This is a genomic window from Pseudomonas sp. RGM2987 (assembly GCF_022952855.1).
Taxonomy (GTDB): Bacteria; Pseudomonadota; Gammaproteobacteria; order Pseudomonadales; family Pseudomonadaceae; genus Aquipseudomonas.
This window is the reverse complement of the sequence record NZ_JALJDX010000192.1, coordinates 33,427-53,660: the sequence shown is the minus strand read 5'-3', so window position 1 is coordinate 53,660 and position 20,234 is coordinate 33,427. Positions and strand designations below refer to the sequence as shown.

The window sequence follows — 20,234 nt, the reverse complement described above, 5'->3', positions numbered from 1 at the left end:
GAAATGATGTCGACTGACCCACCGCCTTCGCGAGCAAGCCCGCTCCCACAAGGGGATTGCGGTTACCCAGGCACCCATTGCGAGTGCCTGGCTTGCAGTGGTTTAACCGATCGTCATCAAGCTGGCGTTACCGCCCGCCGCTGCGGTGTTGACGCTCAACGCCCGCTCGATCACCAAACGCTCCAGCGCGATGCCGGTTTCGCCCTGGGACAAACCGTGGACCCCGACGATGGCGCCGGCACGCTTGGCCACTTGCTGGCAGACACTGCGCAACTGATCCGAGTCGCCGTGGTGCAGGACCGCGTCAAATACCACGTCGTCCTTGGCCCAGTCGCCAACCCGCTGGATGCGCGCCTGAATGTCCTTCGGCAAGCGTGCGAACAAGGCTTTGCTGGTATCGGTTTCCGGCCACACGGCCGAGCCGCCCACGGCCAGTACGGCCGCCAGTTGCGTCAGCAGATCGCCTTCCACGTCGGCCAGGCACAGCACATGCTCGCGCGGCAGGATGGCGTAGCTGTTGCGCTCGCCCGTCGGGCCGGTCAACTGGCGGGTAATACCGCTTTGCGACTGGGCCGCGAACTGTACGCACAGGGCGCTCAATTCGGCGAGTTTCTGGCTGTCGGCCCAGGCTTGCAGGGCGGTCAGCGGTTTGCTCATGGCATCGCGCAAACGCAGGTCCGGTGCACTGACGGCGTCACCGCGGGCAAAGGACTGCTGGATCGCATCGGTCGGACGGGTCGACAGCAGGCGATACAGGTACAGCGGACCACCGGCCTTGGGCCCGGTGCCCGACAGGCCTTCGCCGCCGAACGGTTGGACACCGACCACGGCACCGACGATGTTGCGGTTCACGTAGACGTTGCCGGCATGGACGTTGTCGATCACCTTGGCGATGGTTTCGTCGATGCGGGTGTGCACGCCCAAGGTCAAGCCGTAGCCGGACGCATTGATCTGGTTGATCAACTGATCCAGTTCCTTGCGCTTGTAGCGGACCACGTGCAGCACCGGACCGAAGATCTCGCGTTGCAGCTCATCGAAGCTTTCCAGCTCGATCAGGGTCGGCATCACGAAGGTGCCTCGCTTGCACTCGTCGCTGTCGGCGATTGCCATCTGGTACACGGTGCGACCTTTGTCGCGCATGGCCTGGATGTGTTTCTCGATGCCGGCCTTGGCTTCGGCGTCGATCACCGGGCCGATGTCTACCGACAGGCGCTCCGGGTTACCCAGGCGCGACTCGGCCATGGCGCCCTTGAGCATTTCGATGACACGGTCGGCGGAATCTTCCTGCAAGCACAGGACCCGCAGGGCCGAGCAACGCTGGCCGGCGCTGTCGAAGGCCGACGACACCACGTCGATGACCACTTGTTCGGTCAGGGCCGAGGAGTCGACGATCATCGCGTTCTGGCCGCCGGTCTCGGCGATCAGCGGGATCGGGCGGCCCTGGTTGTCCAGGCGACCGGCGATGTTGCGTTGCAGCAGGCGCGCCACTTCGGTGGAGCCAGTGAACATCACGCCTTTGACCCGCTCGTCACCCACCAGGCGGGCACCGACGGTTTCGCCACGGCCCGGCAGCAGTTGCAGCACGCCTTGCGGAATGCCTGCTTCGAGCAGCAGGCGCACGGCCTGGGCGGCCACCAGCGGCGTCTGTTCGGCTGGCTTGGCCAGGACCGGGTTGCCGGCGGCCAGTGCCGCAGCGACCTGGCCGCTGAAGATCGCCAGGGGGAAGTTCCACGGGCTGATGCAGACCACCGGGCCCAATGGGCGGTGAGCGTCGTTGGTGAAATCGTTGCGCGCCTGAACCGCGTAGTAGCGCAGGAAGTCCACGGCTTCGCGGACTTCGGCGATGGCGTTGGCGAAGGTCTTGCCGGCTTCGCGGGCCAACAGGCCCATCAGCGGTTGGATCTCGCCTTCCATCAGGTCCGCGGCGCGTTCCAGGATCGCGGCGCGTTCGGCCGGTGGCGTGGCCTGCCAGATCGGTGCAGCGTTGACCGCGCACTGGATGGCGTTGTCGACGTCGGCGACCGTGGCTTCCTGTACATGCCCGACCACGTCACGGTGATCGGACGGGTTCAAGACCGGCGCGGGTGCTTCTTCGCTGGCGGCGCAGCCGAGCATCGGCGCAGCCTTCCAGTCGTTATGGGCCGTTGCCAACAAGGCGCAGGATAGCGAGGCCAGGCGATGTTCGTTGGCCATGTCGATGCCGCTGGAGTTGGCGCGTTCGCTGCCGTACAGGTCGCGTGGCAGGGGAATGCGCGGATGCGGCAGGCCGAAACCGCCTTCCAGGGTCGCCATCTGCTCGATGCTCGCGACCGGGTCGGCCACCAGTTCCTGAATGGAAATGGACTGGTCAGCGATGCGGTTGACGAACGAGGTGTTGGCGCCGTTTTCCAACAGGCGACGCACCAGATAGGCCAGCAGTGTTTCATGGGTGCCGACCGGGGCGTACACGCGGCACGGACGGTTCAACTTGCCTTCGGAAACCTTGCCTACAACTTGTTCGTACAGCGGTTCGCCCATGCCGTGCAAGCACTGGAACTCGTACTGCCCCGGGTAATAGTTCTGACCGGCGATATGATAAATGGCCGACAACGTGTGGGCGTTGTGCGTGGCGAACTGCGGGTAAATGACTTCCGGCACCGACAACAGCTTGCGGGCGCAAGCGATATAGGACACGTCGGTGTACACCTTGCGGGTATACACCGGATAGCCTTCCAGGCCTTCGACCTGGGCGCGCTTGATCTCGCTGTCCCAGTAGGCGCCTTTTACCAGGCGGATCATCAGGCGGTGACGGCTGCGACGCGCCAGGTCAATCACGTAGTCGATCACGTACGGGCAGCGTTTCTGGTACGCCTGGATCACGAAGCCGATGCCGTTCCAGCCGGTCAGTTGCGGCTCGAAGCACAGGCGCTCCAGCAGGTCCAGGGACAGTTCGAGGCGGTCGGCTTCTTCGGCGTCGATGTTCAGGCCGATGTCGTATTGCTTGGCCAGCAGCGTCAGCGCCAGCAGGCGCGGGTACAGCTCGTCCATGACGCGTTCGTACTGGGCGCGGCTGTAGCGCGGGTGCAGGGCCGAAAGCTTGATGGAAATGCCCGGGCCTTCATAAATCCCACGACCGTGGGACGCTTTGCCGATCGAGTGGATGGCTTGTTCGTACGAGGCCAGGTATTTCTGCGCGTCATGTTCGGTGAGCGCCGCTTCACCCAGCATGTCGTAGGAGTAACGGAAGCCCTTGGATTCGAATTTGCTGGCGTTGGCCAAGGCTTCGGCGATGGTTTCGCCGGTGACGAACTGTTCGCCCATCAGGCGCATGGCCATGTCGACGCCCTTGCGGATCATCGGCTCGCCGCTCTTGCCGATGATGCGGCTCAGGGAGGAGGTCAGGCCCGCTTCATTATGGGTGGCGACCAGTTTGCCGGTCAGCAGCAGGCCCCAGGTGGCGGCGTTGACGAACAGCGAAGGGCTGTTGCCCAGGTGCGGCTGCCAGTTGCCGGTGCTGATCTTGTCGCGGATCAGCGCATCGCGCGTGCCCTTGTCCGGGATCCGCAACAGGGCTTCGGCCAGGCACATCAGCGCCACGCCTTCCTGGGACGACAGGGAAAACTCCTGCAGCAGTCCCTGGACAATCCCGGCACGGCCGCCGGCACTTTTCTGGTTGCGCAGCTTCTCGGCGATCGACGCCGCCAGCTTGTTGGTGGCCTCGGCCATTGGCGCCGGCAGGCGCGCCTGCTCGATCAGCATCGGCACCACTTCCGGTTCCGGACGACGATAGGCGGCGGTGATGGAGGCGCGCAGGACCGATTGCGGCAGGATGCTTTCGGCAAATTCCAGGAAGCACTGGTGAGCGTGGTCGACCTGGACCTCGCCGGCATCGTCGCTGTCGGCGCGGGGGGCACCGTTGAGCTCGGTCAGGGTTGCACCACCCTCGAGTTTTTCCAGGTAATTGAAAATTGCCTGCTTGATCAGCCAGTGTGGCGTGCGATCAATCGAGGTTGCGGCCGCCTTGAGGCGTTCGCGGGTCGGGTCGTCGAGTTTGACCCCGAGGGTGGTGGTAGCCATATTTTTATCCTCATGTTTACCACGTATGGCGTGGCATCAGCTGGCGGCAAGATTAGCTGTGCGCAGAATGAGGTGCAACCGGGTGCAACCCATTTTTGGATGAAATAATAAGCAGCTCATCAGTTAGCAGGTACGAACATGGTTTCCATGCACTTACTTGGTGCTCTCGCTACTGATAGAACATCAGTTATTGCACCAACCTGGAGCAAAAAGCGCTCGATCAGTAGGAAAACCGATCAGGTGCAACTGATTTGAACGAAACAGGTTGCACCTCATTTCATTTGTTGAATAGCATTCGCGGCCAAGGTGCAACCGGTTCTCGCCGGAGCATCGGCTGATGGCTTTCCTGGGGAAACATCGGTCATAAATTCGCGGGTCTGCAAATCGTCACTACAACTTCTGTTGTCGGCGTTTCCAGCTGCCACCGCTACATAAAAACAAAGCCAGGGCGTTATTCAATGAGTGTTAGCAATCCCACGTTGATCACTTTCGTGATCTATATCGCAGCCATGGTCCTGATCGGCCTGATGGCTTATCGCTCCACCAATAACCTTTCCGATTACATCCTGGGCGGTCGCAGCCTGGGGAGCGTGGTCACGGCGTTGTCCGCCGGTGCTTCGGACATGAGCGGCTGGTTGTTGATGGGGCTGCCAGGTGCCATCTACATGTCCGGCTTGTCGGAGAGCTGGATCGCCATCGGCCTGATCGTCGGTGCGTACCTGAACTGGCTGTTCGTGGCGGGCCGCCTGCGCGTGCAGACCGAACACAACGGCGACGCACTGACGCTGCCGGATTACTTCTCCAGCCGCTTCGAAGACAAGAGCGGCGTACTGCGGATCATCTCTGCGGTGGTGATTCTGGTGTTCTTCACTATCTATTGCGCTTCCGGCATCGTCGCCGGTGCCCGTCTGTTCGAAAGCACCTTCGGCATGTCCTACGAATCGGCGCTGTGGGCCGGTGCGGCGGCGACCATTGCCTACACCTTCGTCGGTGGTTTCCTGGCGGTGAGCTGGACGGATACCGTTCAAGCCACCCTGATGATCTTCGCGCTGATCCTCACGCCGATCATCGTGCTGCTGGCCACCGGCGGCGTGGACACCACGTTCCTGGCCATCGAAGCGAAAGATCCTTCGTCCTTCGACATGCTCAAGAACACCACCTTCATCGGCATCATTTCGCTGATGGGCTGGGGCCTGGGCTATTTCGGCCAGCCGCATATCCTGGCGCGTTTCATGGCGGCCGATTCGGTCAAGTCCATCGCCAACGCCCGTCGTATCTCCATGACCTGGATGATCCTGTGCCTGGGCGGCACCGTTGCCGTCGGCTTCTTTGGTATCGCTTACTTCTCGGCGCACCCTGAAGTCGCCGGCCCCGTCACAGAGAACCACGAGCGTGTGTTCATCGAGCTGGCGAAGCTGCTGTTCAACCCATGGATTGCCGGTGTATTGCTGTCGGCCATTCTCGCGGCGGTGATGAGTACCCTGAGCTGCCAGTTGCTGGTGTGCTCCAGCGCCCTGACCGAAGACTTCTACAAGACCTTCCTGCGCAAGAACGCTTCGCAGCTGGAACTGGTCTGGGTCGGTCGCGCCATGGTGCTGCTGGTGGCACTGATTGCCATCGCCCTGGCCGCCAACCCGGAAAACCGCGTACTGGGCCTGGTGAGCTACGCCTGGGCCGGCTTCGGTGCTGCGTTCGGTCCTGTGGTGCTGATTTCGGTCATCTGGAAAGACATGACCCGTAACGGCGCGCTGGCCGGCATTCTTGTAGGTGCGATCACCGTGATCGTCTGGAAGCACTTCGAGCTGCTGGGCCTGTACGAGATCATCCCGGGCTTCATCTTCGCCAGCCTGGCTATCTTCTTCGTCAGCAAGATGGGCTCGCCTACCGCCGGTATGGTGCAGCGCTTTGAAGCGGCCGAGAAGGATTTCCGCTTGAACCAGTAAGGCTTTCAATGGGGCCTGTATGGCTCGCTTGAAGGATAAGGAACGGCCCGTCTCCCCTGGAGGCGGGCCGTTTTTTTTGCGGCTGCGTCAGGGCTGGCCCTGTTTTGAGCGAGGATGTCTGTCGGAAAATGCGACGCGTTGTGCGGCTTTTGTCCCTGCGCATATAAGGCAACGTCTGTTTTTCTTGAGCACCGATCCGTTGTCCTGAGGGGTCATGCAGAATCAGTCGCCTTCATTCAACAGAGGCACATCGGATGCTCCCGCCTGCCATCCCATCGCGTTTCACCCTGACATTCGACAGCGGGCCAAATGAATTCGAGGTGCTTGAGTTCAAGGGCAAGGAGGCGATCAGCCAGCCGTATCGCTTTGACCTGGAGCTGGTCAGCGAACGGTTCGACCTGGCGCTGGAAGAACTCCTGCATCGCCAGGCCTACCTGGCGTTCGAGGGCCAGGGGCGTGGTGTGCATGGTCAGGTCTACAGCGTCGCCCTAGGGGATTGCGGCAAGCGTCTGGCGCGTTACCGGATCAGCCTGGTGCCACGCCTGGCTTACTTGCGGCATCGCATCAACCAGCGGATTTTCCAGCAATTGAGCGTGCCGGCGATCATCGGGCGGATCCTCAAGGACCATGGCATCCAGGGTGATGCCTTCCGGTTCAGCCTCAGTGGGCAATACCCTGAACGGGAGTACTGCGTGCAGTACGCCGAGAGTGATCTGGCGTTCATCGAGCGAATCTGTGCCGAGGTCGGCATTCACTACCACTTCAGGCACAGTCCTGAGGGGCATCTACTCGTGTTCGGCGACGATCAGACCGTCTTTCCCCATCTGCCCGAACCTACGCTTTATCAACCGGACAGCGGCATGGTCGCCAGCGAGCCGGCGATCAAGGCGCTGACGGTGCGGCTCCAGGCCCGGACCAACGCGGTGACGCTACGCGACTATGATTTTTCCAAGCCCGGCCTGGCGCTGCAAACCCGCCACGACAATCAGCAGCAGCCGGTGCTGGAAGACTATCGCTACCCAGGGCAGTTTGCCGACCGCGACCATGGCCGCCACTTGGCCCGGCGCGCACTGGAGCGCCACGCGGTCGACTACCGCCAGGCCGAAGGATGCAGTGATCAGTGCGCCCTGATCAGTGGGCATTTCATGCAGGTGCGCGGGCATACCCGGGCGCAGTGCAATGACCTCTGGCTGCTCACTGAAGTCTCCCACCATGGCCGCCAGCCCCAGGTCCTGGAAGAAGCGGCGGGTGTCAGCCCTGATGAGCTCCAGGGCTACCGCAATACGTTCGTGGCGACGCCGTGGGATGTTTTCTATCGTCCGCCCCTGCGTCACCCGAAACCGCCAGCCCAGGGTTACCAATCGGCGGTGGTCACCGGGCCCGTGGACAGCGAGATCCATTGCGATGAGTTCGGGCGGGTCAAGGTCCAATTGATCTGGGATCGCGACGGCAAGCGTGACGAGCACGCCAGCTGCTGGCTAAGGGTGGCCTCCGGTTGGGCCCATGACCGCTACGGTGCGGTGATGATCCCCCGGGTCGGGATGGAAGTGTTGGTGGGGTTTATCGATGGCGATGTCGACAAGCCGTTGGTGGTGGCCTGCCTGCCCAATGGTGCCAACCCGCCGCCGCTGGATCTGCCGGCGGACAAGACCCGCAGCATCTGGCGCAGCCAGAGCAGCCCTGGCGGAGGCGGTTATAACGAGTTGCGCATCGAGGATCGCAAGGGCGCCGAAGAGATCTACCTGCGCGCCCAACGAGACTGGACCCAGCATGTGCTGCACGACCAGCGGGTGCAGGTCGATCATGAACGCAGCATCGTCGTCACCGGTACTGCCCGTCACGAGCTCAAGGCCGATGAGCAGCGCATCACCCACGGACGTCGGCAGGCGGAGGTCAGGCAGGACGACCACTTGCTGGTCACTGGCGAGCGACACATCCGGGTAACCAGCCAAGTCCTCAATGCCAGCCAGCAGTTTCACGTCAGCGCCGGCCAGCAGATCGTCCTGGATGCGGGTGTCAGCGTGACGATCCAGGCAGGGGGCCATTGGATCAATATCGGCGCGAGCGGGATCTCCAGCAGCGTGCCGATCGAAGTCGGTGGCGCGCCGATGCACGCCAGGAGCGCGGCGTCTGCTGTGTCGTGCCTTGAGGAAAAACTTGCCGCGACGACCTCTCGGCTTTCCTACGCCCAACTGTTGAGCCTGGGCGGCGCGGCCCCGTTCTGTGAAGAGTGTGAGCGTTGCAAGAGCGGTGTCTGCGCGCCGCCACCCGTTGCTCGCCGGGTGGTGGGTGCCGAGGCAAGTGCATGAAGGGCGGTCAATCTCCCCACGCCTGGCTTCAAGAGCATCCTTTGCAGGCAGGCGAGCAGCTTTATGCCGTCTTCAGCAGTGCCAGCGCCGCTGGGCCGCTGGCGGCCTGGCGACGCTCGATGACTTCGGCGCCCAGCCCGATATGGGCCGATACGCCTTATGCTGAATGGGCGGCGGCAATGCCTTATGTGGGCGTCGTCGCCGCAGACAGTGCGTTTCTGGATTGGATCGGCGCTGGCGACTCGCTCGACTGGGGTTGGCTGGCAGTGTCGTCTGCCTGCCAGGACACCCTTGCCGGGCATCTGTGTGGGCTGACACAGGTTCTGCTGCCGGGCGGCCAATCGGTATTTTTCCGTTTTTGGGATGGACGCTTTTTGCTGCCGATCCTGCAATCGCCGGAGGTGGAAGCCGGGCAGCTCTTGCCGGTCGTCAGCCGCTGCCTGATCAACGGTCAAGTGCTGGAAATCGTCGCAAATGCCCAGCGACCAGCGCAGGCATATCCCTGGTGGGAAGTACCCGGCGCAGTGCTCAGGGCGATGGCCGGGCATTCGACCGACTGCCTGCGGGACAACCTGCTCAAATGGTTGAGCGAGGAGCATCCGTATCTGTTCGAGCGGGTCGACGAGCGCATCCTGCGGCGCAAGGTCGCGCACTTTCTCGAAGCCTTGGGGCCTGGCGAAGCGCCGAAGGCGCCGTTGCTCGGCTATTTGACCCAGGAACTGGGTTGATATTTGCCCTGGCCTGCTCTTGTGGCGAGGGGGCTTGCTGTGGCGAGGGAGCTTGCTCCCGCTCGACCGGGCTGGCGCACCAGTGCGAAGCGCTCGCCTATCCGGGGGCTGCTTCGCAACCCAGCGGGAGCAAGCTCCCTCGCCACGGTCCTTTCCATCCTTCAAACAGTGCGACCCGCTGCCCGCTGGGCCGCGGCCCCTGACGCGCGGCGCGCTTCGCGGTAAACTCGTCGCCCTTCGCAGGAGCCGCCATGAATTATCGCCACGCCTTCCACGCCGGCAATCACGCCGATGTGTTCAAACACCTGACCTTGACCCGCCTCATCGCCCTGATGTCGCGCAAGGAGCAGCCCTTCGCCTACCTCGACACCCACGCGGGCATCGGGCTGTACGACCTGCAGGGCGACCAGGCCAACCGCACCGGTGAATACCTGGAAGGCATCGCGCGCTTGTGGGGCGAGAACGATCTGCCGCCGCTGACCGCCGACTACATGCAGGTGCTGCACGAGATGAACCCGGATGGGCAGTTGCGCTATTACCCGGGCTCGCCGGAACTGGCGCGACGCCTGACCCGCCCGCGGGACCGGGTACTGCTCAACGAAAAACACCCTGAAGACGGCGTCCTGCTCAAGGACAACATGAAAGGCGACCGGCGCGTCGCGGTGCACCTGGGCGAAGGCTGGCACGTGCCCCGGGCGCTGCTGCCGGTGGCAGAGAAGCGCGGCCTGATGCTGATCGATCCGCCCTTCGAGCAGCTTGACGAAATGCAGCGCTGCGCCGCGTCCCTCAAGGAAGCCATCGGCCGCATGCGCCAGACAGTGGCGGCGATCTGGTACCCGGTGAAGGACCAGCGGATGTTGCGCCGTTTCTACCAGGACCTGGCCGGCACCGGGGCGCCCAAGCTGTTGCGGGTCGAGCTGCTGGTGCATCCACTGGCGACGCCCAACAGCCTGAACGGCTCCGGCCTGGCGATTGCCAATCCGCCATGGGGGCTGGAGGAAGAGTTGCGGGAGTTGCTGCCGTGGCTGTCGAAGAAGCTCGGACAGACCCAGGGTGGATGGCAGATGGATTGGTTGATTGCGGAAAGTTGAGGGGCGATCAGACGCGTTGGTAGCGCCTGGAAGGGCGCATTCGCGAGCAAGCCCGCTCCCACAATAGGTTGGTGTTGATCACAAAAATGCGCTCAGACACAAAACCCATGTGGGAGCGGGCTTGCTCGCGAAACTTTTAAAACCTGAAAGTCAGATCGGGCAGGTCACGCCCGTACCGCCGATCCCGCAATACCCTTCAGGGTTTTTCGCCAGGTACTGCTGGTGATAAGCCTCGGCGAAGTAGAACGTCGGCGCTTCTTCGATTTCGGTGGTGATCGTGCCCTTGCCGGCCTTGGTCAGCTCCGCCTGGAAGATCTCCTTGCTGTGCTGGGCGGCAGCCAGTTGCTCAGGGTTGGTGGCATAGATGACCGAGCGGTACTGGGTGCCGATGTCGTTGCCCTGGCGCATTCCCTGGGTCGGGTTATGCAGTTCCCAGAACATCTTCAGCAGCGCCTCATAGCTGACCTTCGCCGGTTCATAGACCACCAGCACCACTTCGCTGTGGCCGGTCAGGCCTGAGCAGACCTCTTCATACGTGGGGTTCGGCGTGAAGCCGCCAGCGTAGCCCACCGCAGTACTGACCACGCCCTCGCGCTGCCAGAACTTGCGCTCGGCGCCCCAGAAGCAGCCCAGGCCAAAGATCGCGAAATCCACGTCCATGGCAAACGGGCCCAGCAGCGGCGCGTCGTGGACGAAGTGCTTTTCCGGCACGGTCATTGGGGTTTCGCGGCCAGGCAGCGCTTGTTCTTGAGTAGGGAGCACGTTTTTGTTCACCAGGATTTCCGAGCGCAAGACCATCATCAGTCCTCTCAGTCAGATTGAATTGAGCGAATTTGGATAATAAGACTGCCAGTGTGCCCGAGTGTTACGTCGCTGTCAGGCAATTGGACCGCGCGGATAGCGCTTGAGCTTCTCGATCAGCTCAGCACCAGGGATGGGTCGGTCAAACAGGTAGCCCTGGCCGACGTCACAGCGGTGGCGACGCAGGAAGGTCAATTGCTGGGCGGTCTCGATGCCTTCTGCCACCACCTTGAGTTTCAGGTTGTGGGCCATGGCGATCACCGCGGAGGTGATTTCCATGTCGTCCTGGTTGTCCGGGATTTCGTGGATGAAGCTGCGATCGATCTTGATGATGTCGATCGGGAATTTCTTCAAGTAGCTCAGGGACGAATAACCGGTGCCGAAGTCATCCATGGCCAGCGTCAGGCCCAGGCGCTTGAGTTGATCGAGCTGCAAGTGGGTGTCTTCGGTGGCTTCCAGCAGCAGGCCTTCGGTCAGCTCCAGTTCCAGCAACCGGGCCGGAAGCTGTTCTTCCTTGAGAATGCTGGCGATGGAGGCGACCAGATCCGGGTCGGAAAACTGCTTGGGCGACAGGTTGATCGCCACTTGCAGGTTGCCCAGGCCGGCGGCGGTCAGTTGCTTGCTCATGCGGCAGGCCTGGCGGGCGATCCATTTGCCGATGGGGATGATCAGGCCGGTTTCCTCGGCCACGCTGATGAACTGGTCCGGGCGGATCATGCCTTTTTCCGGATGATTCCAGCGCAGCAGCGCTTCCATGCCCAGCAGGCGCCCGCTGCGCAGGCACAGCTTGGGCTGGTAGAACACGTCCAGTTCGTTCTGGGTCAGGGCCCGGCGCAGGTTGTTTTCCACGAACAGCTTGTAGCTGGCCTCGGCATTCAGTGCTTCGGTGAACACCTGGACCTGATGCTTGCCGTTGGCCTTGGCCTTGTGCAGGGCGAGGCCGGCGTTGCGCATCAGGGTCTGTGGATCGCGGCCATGCAGCGGTGCGCAGGCCAGGCCCACGGAGCCGGTCACGCTGATCAACTGGTTGTCGACGAACATCGGTTTGTCGAGGGTCATCAACAATTGGCCGGCTATCTGCTGGCCGGCTTCCAGGTCGGTGTCGTCCAGCAGCACCGCGAACTCGTTACTGGCGAAGCGTGCCAGGCTGCCGCTGGGGCTCAGGCTGTTGCGCAGGCGCCGGGCCAGGCTGATCAGCAGCTTGTCGCCGGTCTGGTGGCCGAGGCTGTCGTTGATGCGCTTGAAGTTGTCGATGTCCACCAGCAACAGGCTGATGGGCGAGTCGCTGTCCCTGGCAAAGCGTTCATCCAGGTTGCGAATGAACGCCGGGCGGTTGCCCAGGTTGGTCAGGTTGTCTGTGTAGGCCAGGCGCTCGATGCGCTGCTGGGCCAGCTTGGTCTGGGTGATGTCTTCGTAGATGCCGATGTAATGGGTCAGCTCGCGGTTGTCGCCGTAGACCTTGGAAATCGACAACTGGCCCCAGTAGGGTTCCAGGTTCTTGCGCCGGCTCTTGAACTCGCCCTGCCAGCTGTTGTTCTGGGCCAGGGCCGAGGGCGCGTCGAACAGCAGCTCACTGAGGTTCTCCAGGGCCGGCAATTCGGACAATCGCTGGCCGTGGACTTCCTCGGTGGTGTACTGGGTGATCGCGGTGAAGCTGGGGTTGACGTACTCCACCACGCCGTCGCAATTGACCAGCAGGAACGCGTTGGCGCTCTGCTCCACGGCGCGCTGGAACAAGTGCAGGGCGCTGGTGGCGGTCCGGCGGTTGTGGTTATTGATCACCTGGGCAAACTGGTCCGCCAGCTCACCGGCAAAGGCGATCTCATCCGACTGCCAGGCGCGGGTGGCGCCCACTTGCTCCAGGCACAGCACGCCCACCACTTGGCCGTCGATGCGCACGCTGGCGTCGAGCATGGCGTTGACGTCGCGGGCGCGCAGGCTCTCGGCCATTTCCCGGGTGCGCGGGTCGCGTAGCGCATTGTGGGCGTCGATGGCGCGGCAGGACTGCAGCGCCTCCATGTAATTGGGAAACTCGGTGGCGTCGATCACGCCTGGCAAAAAGTATTCCTGGGAAGCGCGGTTGAAGGCCGAGATGGGTACCAGCTTGCCATCTTCGAGGTTCCAGATACTGGCGCAATCGATCTGGTAGATGTCGCAGGCGCTGCGGGTGATCAGTTCGGCCGCTTCGAGCAGTGAGTTATTGGCGCTGTAGCGCTGGCGGGTGAGCAGCAGGATCAGGTCCTGCTGGGCGCGCACCCGGTCCAGGTGCTGGAGCTGTTCCTGCTGGGCGCGCTGGTTCAGCTCCAGGGCGATCTGCAAGCGTGAGTTCTGGGTTTCCAGGTCCAGCGCCGGCATGGACGGCTCGCCTTGCAGCAAGCTGTCTACCACCAACAGGTAGCCGCGCAACAGATGACGATTGTGTTGCTTGTAGGCTTCCCCGGTCTCCAGCACATTCATCGGGCCCTGAGCGGTGTGGAGCATGTAGCGGATCTGGTAATGCGCGGCCTCTGCCAGTTGCTGCTGGATCGCGTCGTGCAGCTTATAGCGCGCCTCGGGCTCCATCAGGCTGGCGTAGGGCGAGCTGACCAGCGAGCACAGGTCGACCGCCGGCAGGCCGAAGTATCGCTCGCAATTGGGATCGAGGAACAACAGCGCCCAGCTTGCTTCATTCAGCCGTTCGAAACGCAGCATGCCGAGCCGCGAGGGCACCGGTAACTGCGTCACTACCTCGGCCGCCATTCGGCTGGCGGCATCGGGTTGGCTTTTCATGGGGAAACTCGCTTCGAAAATTCTGATCGCGCCGGGCTGACGCCCTCATTATTACGGATTGCCGCAAGGTTGCATCATTGCGGCACTGGCTGACAAGAGACATGAAGGCCATGTGCTATAAACCTTATATCGGCCGACGAAGGGATTTCTCCAGTCGTTGGCCGATAAGAGAGTGTCGCAAGGGGCACCGCTGGTCAGCGAAGCGCGATTTCCACCGTCTGCAAGGGGTTGCCGTCGCGGTCGTGGAAGATTACCTGGACGCTCTGCGCCGTGACGTGCAGGCGGGCAAAGTTGTCTTGGCTGACCACGTTGCTGGTCAGTTCGTAGCGATACTCGCCGCTTTCAACCCGGGCCATGGGCGCATCGAAAATAAAGTCCGACGCCTTGGCATAAGGCAGCAGCCTGCTGTTGCACAGCGGCGAGGAAACGATGGTGTTGACCTCGAACTCAGGATCCTGGCTGTGGCGCAGGCGGCTGGTCATGGAGCCGTGCACATCGCCCGAGACGAAGATCACGTTCCTGATCCTCTCACGACGCAGGGCCTCCAGCAGGCGCAGGCGTTGGTCTGGGAAGGCCTGCCAGGCGTCACCGTCATTCCATTTGCTGTCGGGGTAGAACATGACGCTGGTGACCACGAATTTGACCCTGGCGCTGCTCTGGACGAGCCATTGGAGCAGCGCCCGTTCCTGGACCTCGTTCAGAATGCGGCGGTCGCCGGGCGACAGGTTGCGTTGAGTGCGACTGTCTGTGACAAACCACTCAATATCGCCGTGGGCGAATGTATACCAGTAGCGCTTCAGTGCTTTATTTATTGTTCCGTCACGGAGAAGTTCATGGGCCGGGCTGTGGCTGGCTTGATAAAGTTCGTAAGCGCTCATGGCGTTGGCATATAGAATGTCGTCGTTGAGCGTTCTGTTGGCAGGCCAGTTATCTTCAATTTCGTGGTCGTCGAGCATCATGTAAGTGGGGACTTCGGACATCAATCTGGCAATGTGTGGCTGGGAAAAAACAGTGCGGTATTTAAACAGAACGTCGTGGTAGGTCCGGTCCGGAGCAAACTTGTTCAAGTCGTCGAGATAGACCTGGTCACCGGTCATCAATACCGCGCTGATCGGCGGGTCGGCCAGGGCCGCGACGCGATTGATGCCGGCAAAGGTGCGGTCACCGAGGCCGGGCAGCGACGGCACGCCGCCGGTGATTCGCAGGTAACGGCAGGAACCCACGATATAGGCGCGAGGCGCGCCGGGTTCAGCCGCTTGCGTACGCAGGCAGTAAAGGGTCCGGGGCCATTGCAGCGGCAGCTCCTGCACGGTTGCCACGGTGTGGGTCGGGCTCAGGGGGCTGAACCAGCCTGCCTGGTATTCATAGGCGGTATTGGCTTGAAGGTCTTTGAGCACAATCACATCGGACATGTCGCGGTGCGGCTCCAGTTGAACGAACTGTCCTCTCGACCAGTTTGTTTCACCTTTGCGCCTGTGGCGAATGCCGGCGAATACCAACTTGTTATCGCGATCACCGCGCAGGAATATTCGAGCGTGGTCGGTAGTTGTGTGGCCAACAATAGGGCCGACGGTAGGTTTGAACATATTCGAGTCCATTCGAATTGCAGCATTTATAAAGTATTGGCGAGAGCGCTTAGTTGTCTCGCGGGTTCGATGCTAAAGCTCGTAGCGTCATAAATATTGATAGGGAAGGGGGCGCAAGTTGTGGGCAAAGTCCAATAGAAGGCGTAGCCATTGGGGCGGATAGAGGTAGGAAAGTTGTCGGCGCGACGGCCGGCTGATGCGGGTGGGTTTATTTCAGGCAAAAAAAGCCCCGCCAGACGGGCGGGGTTGAGGTACGAGCGTGGCGCTCGGAAAACAGCGCCGGATGGCCCCCCGCATGGAGGGCCGGCCGGAGTTACAACAGGATAGTGCGAATGTCGCCCAGCAGGTCGCTCAGGCGCTTGGTGAAGCGCGCAGCAGCGGCACCGTTGATCACGCGGTGATCGTAGGACAACGACAGCGGCAGCATCAGCTTCGGCTGGAAGGCCTTACCGTCCCAGACCGGCTGGATGGTGGCCTTGGAAACACCCAGGATCGCCACTTCCGGCGCGTTGACGATCGGCGTGAAGCCGGTGCCGCCAATGTGGCCGAGGCTGGAGATCGTGAAGCAGGCGCCCTGCATGTCGTCCGCGGTGAGCTTCTTGTTCCGGGCCTTTTCGGCCAGGGCAGCCGCTTCGCCGGCCAGTTGCAGCAGGCTCTTCTGGTCGACGTTGCGGATGACCGGTACCAGCAGGCCTTCCGGGGTGTCGACGGCAAAGCCGATGTGCACGTATTTCTTGCGGATCACAGCCTTGCCGCTTGGCGCCAGGGAGCTGTTGAAGTCCGGCAGTTCCTTGAGCAGGTGTGCGCAGGCCTTGAGCAGCAGTGGCAGCACGGTCAGCTTCACGCCGGCCTTTTCCGCCACGGCTTTCTGCGCAACGCGGAAAGCTTCCAGCTCGGTGATATCAGCCTGGTCGAACTGAGTCACGTGCGGAATGTTCAGCCAGCTGCGGTGCAGGCTCGACGCGCCGATCTGCATCAGGCGAGTCATGGCCACTTCTTCGGTTTCGCCGAAGCGGCTGAAGTCCACCGCCGGGATTGGCGGAATACCCGCGCCGCCGGTGGCGCCTTCGGCCGGTGCATTCTTGGCTTTCTGCATCATGGCCTTGACGTAGGCCTGCACGTCTTCCTTCAGCACGCGACCGTGTGGGCCGCTCGGGCTGACGGCCGACAGCTCGACGCCGAATTCACGGGCCAACTGACGCACCGCAGGACCGGCATGAACCTTGGCACCGCTAGGCGCAGGCGCGGCGGCAGGGGCTTGCGCAGCCTCGGCCTTGGCAGCTGGCGCGGCAGCCGGAGCAGGCGCGGCTTCAGCCTTGGCAGCAGGTGCAGCGGCCGGTGCTGGTGCGGCGGGTGCCGAAGCACCGGCCACTTTCAGCTTGAGGATCAGGTCACCCGTGCCGACTTCGTCTTCCAGCTTGATCTCGACGCTTTCCACCACGCCGGCGGCCGGCGATGGGATTTCCATGCTGGCCTTGTCGGATTCCAGGGTGATCAGCGACTGGTCGGCTTCGACGGTATCGCCGGCCTTGACCAGTACTTCGATGATCTTGGCCTTGCCCGACGAACCGATGTCCGGGACATGGATGTCCTGGACGGTGGCAGCGGCAGGCGCAGCAGCCGGGGCAGGAGCCGCCTCGGCAGCCGGTGCAGCGGCGGGCTTTTCAGCTGCCGCCGGGGCCGCGGCAGGGGCGGCTGCTTCAGGCGCCGCAGCGGCGTCCTCGACTTCCAGCTCCAGCAGCTCGTCGCCTTCTTTCAGACGATCGCCCAGCTTCACTTTCAAACTCTTGATGACACCGGCCTTCGGCGCAGGCACTTCCATGCTGGCCTTGTCCGATTCAAGCGTCAGGATGCTCTGGTCGGCTTCGATACGGTCACCGACCTTCACAAACAGTTCAATTACTTCACCTTCACCGCTGCCGATGTCAGGTACGCGAATGAGTTCGCTCACGAAAATTCTCCTCAGCAGTCCAGTGGGTTGCGTTTTTCCGGATCGATGCCGAACTTGACGATGGCCTCGGCCACCACCTTGGGTTCGATATCGCCACGGTCAGCCAAGGCTTCCAGGGCTGCCAACACCACGAACTTACGATCGACTTCGAAGAAGTGACGCAGCTTCTTGCGGCTGTCGCTACGGCCGAAACCGTCGGTGCCCAGCACCTTGAATTCCTTGGACGGAACCCACTGACGGATCTGCTCGGCGAACAGCTTCATGTAGTCGGTCGATGCGATGACCGGACCTTTGCGGCCGTTCAGGCATTCTTCGACGTAGCTCAGCTTCGGCTTCTGGCCAGGGTGCAGGCGGTTGCTGCGCTCTACGGCCAGGCCGTCGCGACGCAGTTCGTTGAAGCTGGTCACGCTCCAGACGTCGGCGCCGATGTTGAATTCCTCGCGCAGGATCTTCGCCGCTTCACGCACTTCGCGCAGGATGGTGCCAGAGCCCATCAGCTGGACGTGGTGCGCCGCTTCGCGGGTGTCTTCCTCGAGCAGGTACATGCCCTTGACGATGCCTTGCTCGACACCGGCCGGCATGGCTGGCTGCTGGTAGGACTCGTTCATCACGGTGATGTAGTAGAAGACGTCCTGTTGCTCTTCGGTCATCTTCTTCATGCCGTCCTGGATGATCACCGCCAGCTCGTAGCCGTAGGTCGGATCATAGGTGCGGCAGTTCGGGATGGTCCCGGCCAGCATGTGGCTGTGACCGTCTTCGTGCTGCAGGCCTTCACCGTTGAGGGTGGTGCGCCCGGCAGTACCGCCGATCAGGAAGCCACGGGTGCGGCTGTCGCCAGCGGCCCAGGCCAGGTCGCCGATCCGCTGGAAGCCGAACATCGAATAGAAGATGTAGAACGGCAGCATCGGCTGGTTGTGGCTGGAGTACGAAGTACCGGCGGCGATGAACGAGCTCATGGCGCCCGCTTCGTTGATGCCTTCCTCGAGGATCTGGCCCTTCTTGTCTTCGCGGTAGAACATCACCTGGTCTTTATCGACTGGCTCGTAGAGCTGGCCGACGGACGAGTAGATGCCCAGCTGGCGGAACATGCCTTCCATACCGAAGGTACGGGCTTCGTCCGGGATGATCGGGACGATGCGCGAGCCGATTTCCTTGTCCTTGACCAGTTGCGCGAGAATCCGCACGAAGGCCATGGTGGTGGAGATTTCACGGTCGCCCGAGCCATCCAGGATTGCCTTGAGGGTTTCCAACGGAGGTGTCGGGATGCTGATGCTCTTGGCGCGACGCTGCGGTACGAAACCGCCCAGGGCGGCGCGGCGCTCGGCCAGGTAACGGGCTTCGGCGCTGCCTTCTTCAGGCTTGAAGAACGGCAGGTTTTCCAGCTCGCTGTCCTTGACCGGGATGTCGAAGCGGTCGCGGAACAGCTTCAGGCTGTCGACGTCGACCTTCTTGGTGTTGTGCGCGGTGTTCTTCGCTTCGCCGGCACCGGTGCCATAACCCTTGATGGTTTTGGCCAGAATGACGGTCGGCTGCTCTTTGTGGTTGACCGCTTCGTGGTACGCCGCGTAGACCTTGTACGGGTCGTGGCCGCCACGGTTGAGTTTCCAGATCTCGTCGTCGGACAGATCGGCAACCATCGCCTTGAGTTCAGGCGTATTGAAGAAGTGCTCACGGACGAACGCGCCGTCCTTGGCCTTGTAGTTCTGGTACTCGCCGTCGATGACTTCGTCCATGCGGCGTTGCAGGATGCCGTCGACGTCCTTGGCCAGCAGTGGGTCCCAGAAACGGCCCCAGATGACTTTGTTGACGTTCCACTGGGCACCACGGAACACGCCTTCGAGTTCCTGGATGATCTTGCCGTTGCCGCGAACCGGGCCGTCGAGGCGCTGCAGGTTGCAGTTGATGACGAAGATCAGGTTGTCCAGCTTCTCGCGGCCGGCCAGGGAGATCGCGCCCAGGGATTCCGGCTCGTCGCACTCGCCGTCGCCCATGAAGCACCAGACTTTCTGTTTGCCGGGCTGGATGAAGCCGCGGGCTTCCAGGTACTTCATGAAGCGCGCCTGGTAGATCGCCTGGATCGGGCCCAGACCCATGGAAACGGTCGGGAACTGCCAGAAATCAGGCATCAGCCAAGGGTGCGGGTACGACGACAGGCCGTTGCCGTCCACTTCCTGGCGGAAGTTGTTCATCTGGTCTTCGGTGATGCGGCCTTCCATGAACGCACGGGCGTAGACGCCTGGCGATGCGTGACCCTGGAAGTAGATCAGATCGCCGCCGTGTTCGTTGGTCGGGGCCTGGAAGAAGTAGTTGAAGCCGATGTCATACAGCGTTGCGCTGGAGGCGAAGCTGGAGATGTGACCGCCCAGGTCAGAATCTTTCAGGTTGGTACGCATGACCATGGCCAACGCGTTCCAGCGTACCAGCGAGCGAATGCGGCGTTCCATGAACAGGTCGCCAGGCATGCGTGCTTCGTGGGTAACGGGGATCGTGTTGCGGTACGGCGTGGTGATGGCGTAAGGCAGTTGCGAACCACTGCGGGTGGCGAGTTCGCCCATACGGGTCATCAGGTAATGAGCGCGGTCTTCGCCTTCTTTGTCGAGAACCGATTCCAGGGCGTCCAGCCATTCCTGGGTTTCGACGGGATCGAGGTCTTGCATGGCTTGCTCCAGGGCGGAAAGGCTACCAGAATCGGTTGCCTGAGTTTGCGACTGGCCTTGTGGGCAGACGATATAAATTCTTGGATTGCCGAAGGTAGATTCGACGGCGTGTAGTTTTACTACAAATCGTCGGCCGTTTCAGCCTTTCGAATGTATAGACGAGTAGTAAAACTACACATGAGTGGCTTCTGGCCCCTCGTTTCGTTGTGAGAATAATCGTTACTGTTGGTCTTTAGCCAACTCGAACAGGTAAAAACTTGATGTCGGCTGCCAATAAAATCAGATTTTCAGCTATTTATCATCTTTGTTCGACAGTCAATCAGGTAGTGTCTTTGGGAAAATC

Annotated in this window: 10 protein-coding genes; 4 read left to right on the top strand and 6 right to left on the bottom strand. The window is 61.8% G+C overall.

Annotated features, from left to right (window positions below; all coding sequences use genetic code 11):
• Nucleotides 1-102 precede the first annotated feature (102 nt).
• Nucleotides 103-4,056, bottom strand: coding sequence for a trifunctional transcriptional regulator/proline dehydrogenase/L-glutamate gamma-semialdehyde dehydrogenase (gene putA / locus RGM2987_RS13410; RefSeq protein ID WP_245141858.1), 3,954 nt, complete (start codon nucleotides 4,054-4,056; stop codon nucleotides 103-105).
• Between the two features lie 458 nt (nucleotides 4,057-4,514).
• On the opposite strand from putA, the gene putP reads away from it, so the two are divergent.
• The 4 genes from putP to rlmJ all read left to right on the top strand — a co-directional run bounded on the left by putP (nucleotide 4,515) and on the right by rlmJ (nucleotide 10,127).
• Complete coding sequence (gene putP / locus RGM2987_RS13405; RefSeq protein WP_245141855.1) at nucleotides 4,515-5,999, top strand: sodium/proline symporter PutP; 1,485 nt, start codon at nucleotides 4,515-4,517, stop codon at nucleotides 5,997-5,999.
• Between the two features lie 254 nt (nucleotides 6,000-6,253).
• A complete protein-coding gene (locus RGM2987_RS13400; protein WP_245141853.1) occupies nucleotides 6,254-8,308 on the top strand; it encodes a type VI secretion system tip protein VgrG in 2,055 nt (684 codons plus the stop codon).
• On the top strand, nucleotides 8,305-9,036 hold the full coding sequence (locus RGM2987_RS13395) for a DUF4123 domain-containing protein (RefSeq protein ID WP_245141850.1): 732 nt from the start codon (nucleotides 8,305-8,307) through the stop codon (nucleotides 9,034-9,036). The genes RGM2987_RS13400 and RGM2987_RS13395 overlap by 4 nt, the downstream gene beginning before the upstream one ends.
• A 251-nt stretch (nucleotides 9,037-9,287) precedes the next feature.
• On the top strand, nucleotides 9,288-10,127 hold the full coding sequence (gene rlmJ, locus RGM2987_RS13390) for a 23S rRNA (adenine(2030)-N(6))-methyltransferase RlmJ (protein WP_245141848.1): 840 nt from the start codon (nucleotides 9,288-9,290) through the stop codon (nucleotides 10,125-10,127).
• Nucleotides 10,128-10,277: 150 nt separating this feature from the next.
• Here rlmJ and msrA read toward each other — a convergent pair whose 3' ends face one another.
• The 5 genes from msrA to aceE form a co-directional block, all read right to left on the bottom strand.
• Entirely contained in the window at nucleotides 10,278-10,925 is a 648-nt protein-coding gene (gene msrA, locus RGM2987_RS13385) for a peptide-methionine (S)-S-oxide reductase MsrA (RefSeq protein WP_245141862.1), read from the bottom strand.
• A 78-nt stretch (nucleotides 10,926-11,003) separates the two neighbouring features.
• Nucleotides 11,004-13,697 carry a GGDEF and EAL domain-containing protein gene (locus RGM2987_RS13380; RefSeq protein WP_245141846.1) on the bottom strand — a complete coding sequence of 898 codons (2,694 nt, stop codon included), beginning with the start codon at nucleotides 13,695-13,697 and terminating at the stop codon, nucleotides 11,004-11,006.
• Nucleotides 13,698-13,891: 194 nt separating this feature from the next.
• The gene (locus RGM2987_RS13375; protein ID WP_245141843.1) at nucleotides 13,892-15,283 is read right to left on the bottom strand and encodes an alkaline phosphatase D family protein; all 1,392 of its coding nucleotides are present in this window, start codon (nucleotides 15,281-15,283) and stop codon (nucleotides 13,892-13,894) included.
• 313 nt (nucleotides 15,284-15,596) lie between these two features.
• Nucleotides 15,597-17,234 carry a dihydrolipoyllysine-residue acetyltransferase gene (gene aceF / locus RGM2987_RS13370; RefSeq protein ID WP_245141840.1) on the bottom strand — a complete coding sequence of 546 codons (1,638 nt, stop codon included), beginning with the start codon at nucleotides 17,232-17,234 and terminating at the stop codon, nucleotides 15,597-15,599.
• Between the two features lie 11 nt (nucleotides 17,235-17,245).
• A complete protein-coding gene (aceE, locus tag RGM2987_RS13365) occupies nucleotides 17,246-19,891 on the bottom strand; it encodes a pyruvate dehydrogenase (acetyl-transferring), homodimeric type (protein ID WP_245141836.1) in 2,646 nt (881 codons plus the stop codon).
• Between the last annotated feature and the right edge of the window lie 343 nt (nucleotides 19,892-20,234).

Coding starts and splice junctions, on each gene's coding strand:
- putA (WP_245141858.1), bottom strand. CDS start 4,056: ATGGCTACCACCACCCTCGGGGTCAAACTCGACGACCCGACCCGCGAA.
- putP (WP_245141855.1), top strand. CDS start 4,515: ATGAGTGTTAGCAATCCCACGTTGATCACTTTCGTGATCTATATCGCA.
- RGM2987_RS13400 (WP_245141853.1), top strand. CDS start 6,254: ATGCTCCCGCCTGCCATCCCATCGCGTTTCACCCTGACATTCGACAGC.
- RGM2987_RS13395 (WP_245141850.1), top strand. CDS start 8,305: ATGAAGGGCGGTCAATCTCCCCACGCCTGGCTTCAAGAGCATCCTTTG.
- rlmJ (WP_245141848.1), top strand. CDS start 9,288: ATGAATTATCGCCACGCCTTCCACGCCGGCAATCACGCCGATGTGTTC.
- msrA (WP_245141862.1), bottom strand. CDS start 10,925: ATGGTCTTGCGCTCGGAAATCCTGGTGAACAAAAACGTGCTCCCTACT.
- RGM2987_RS13380 (WP_245141846.1), bottom strand. CDS start 13,697: ATGAAAAGCCAACCCGATGCCGCCAGCCGAATGGCGGCCGAGGTAGTG.
- RGM2987_RS13375 (WP_245141843.1), bottom strand. CDS start 15,283: ATGTTCAAACCTACCGTCGGCCCTATTGTTGGCCACACAACTACCGAC.
- aceE (WP_245141836.1), bottom strand. CDS start 19,891: ATGCAAGACCTCGATCCCGTCGAAACCCAGGAATGGCTGGACGCCCTG.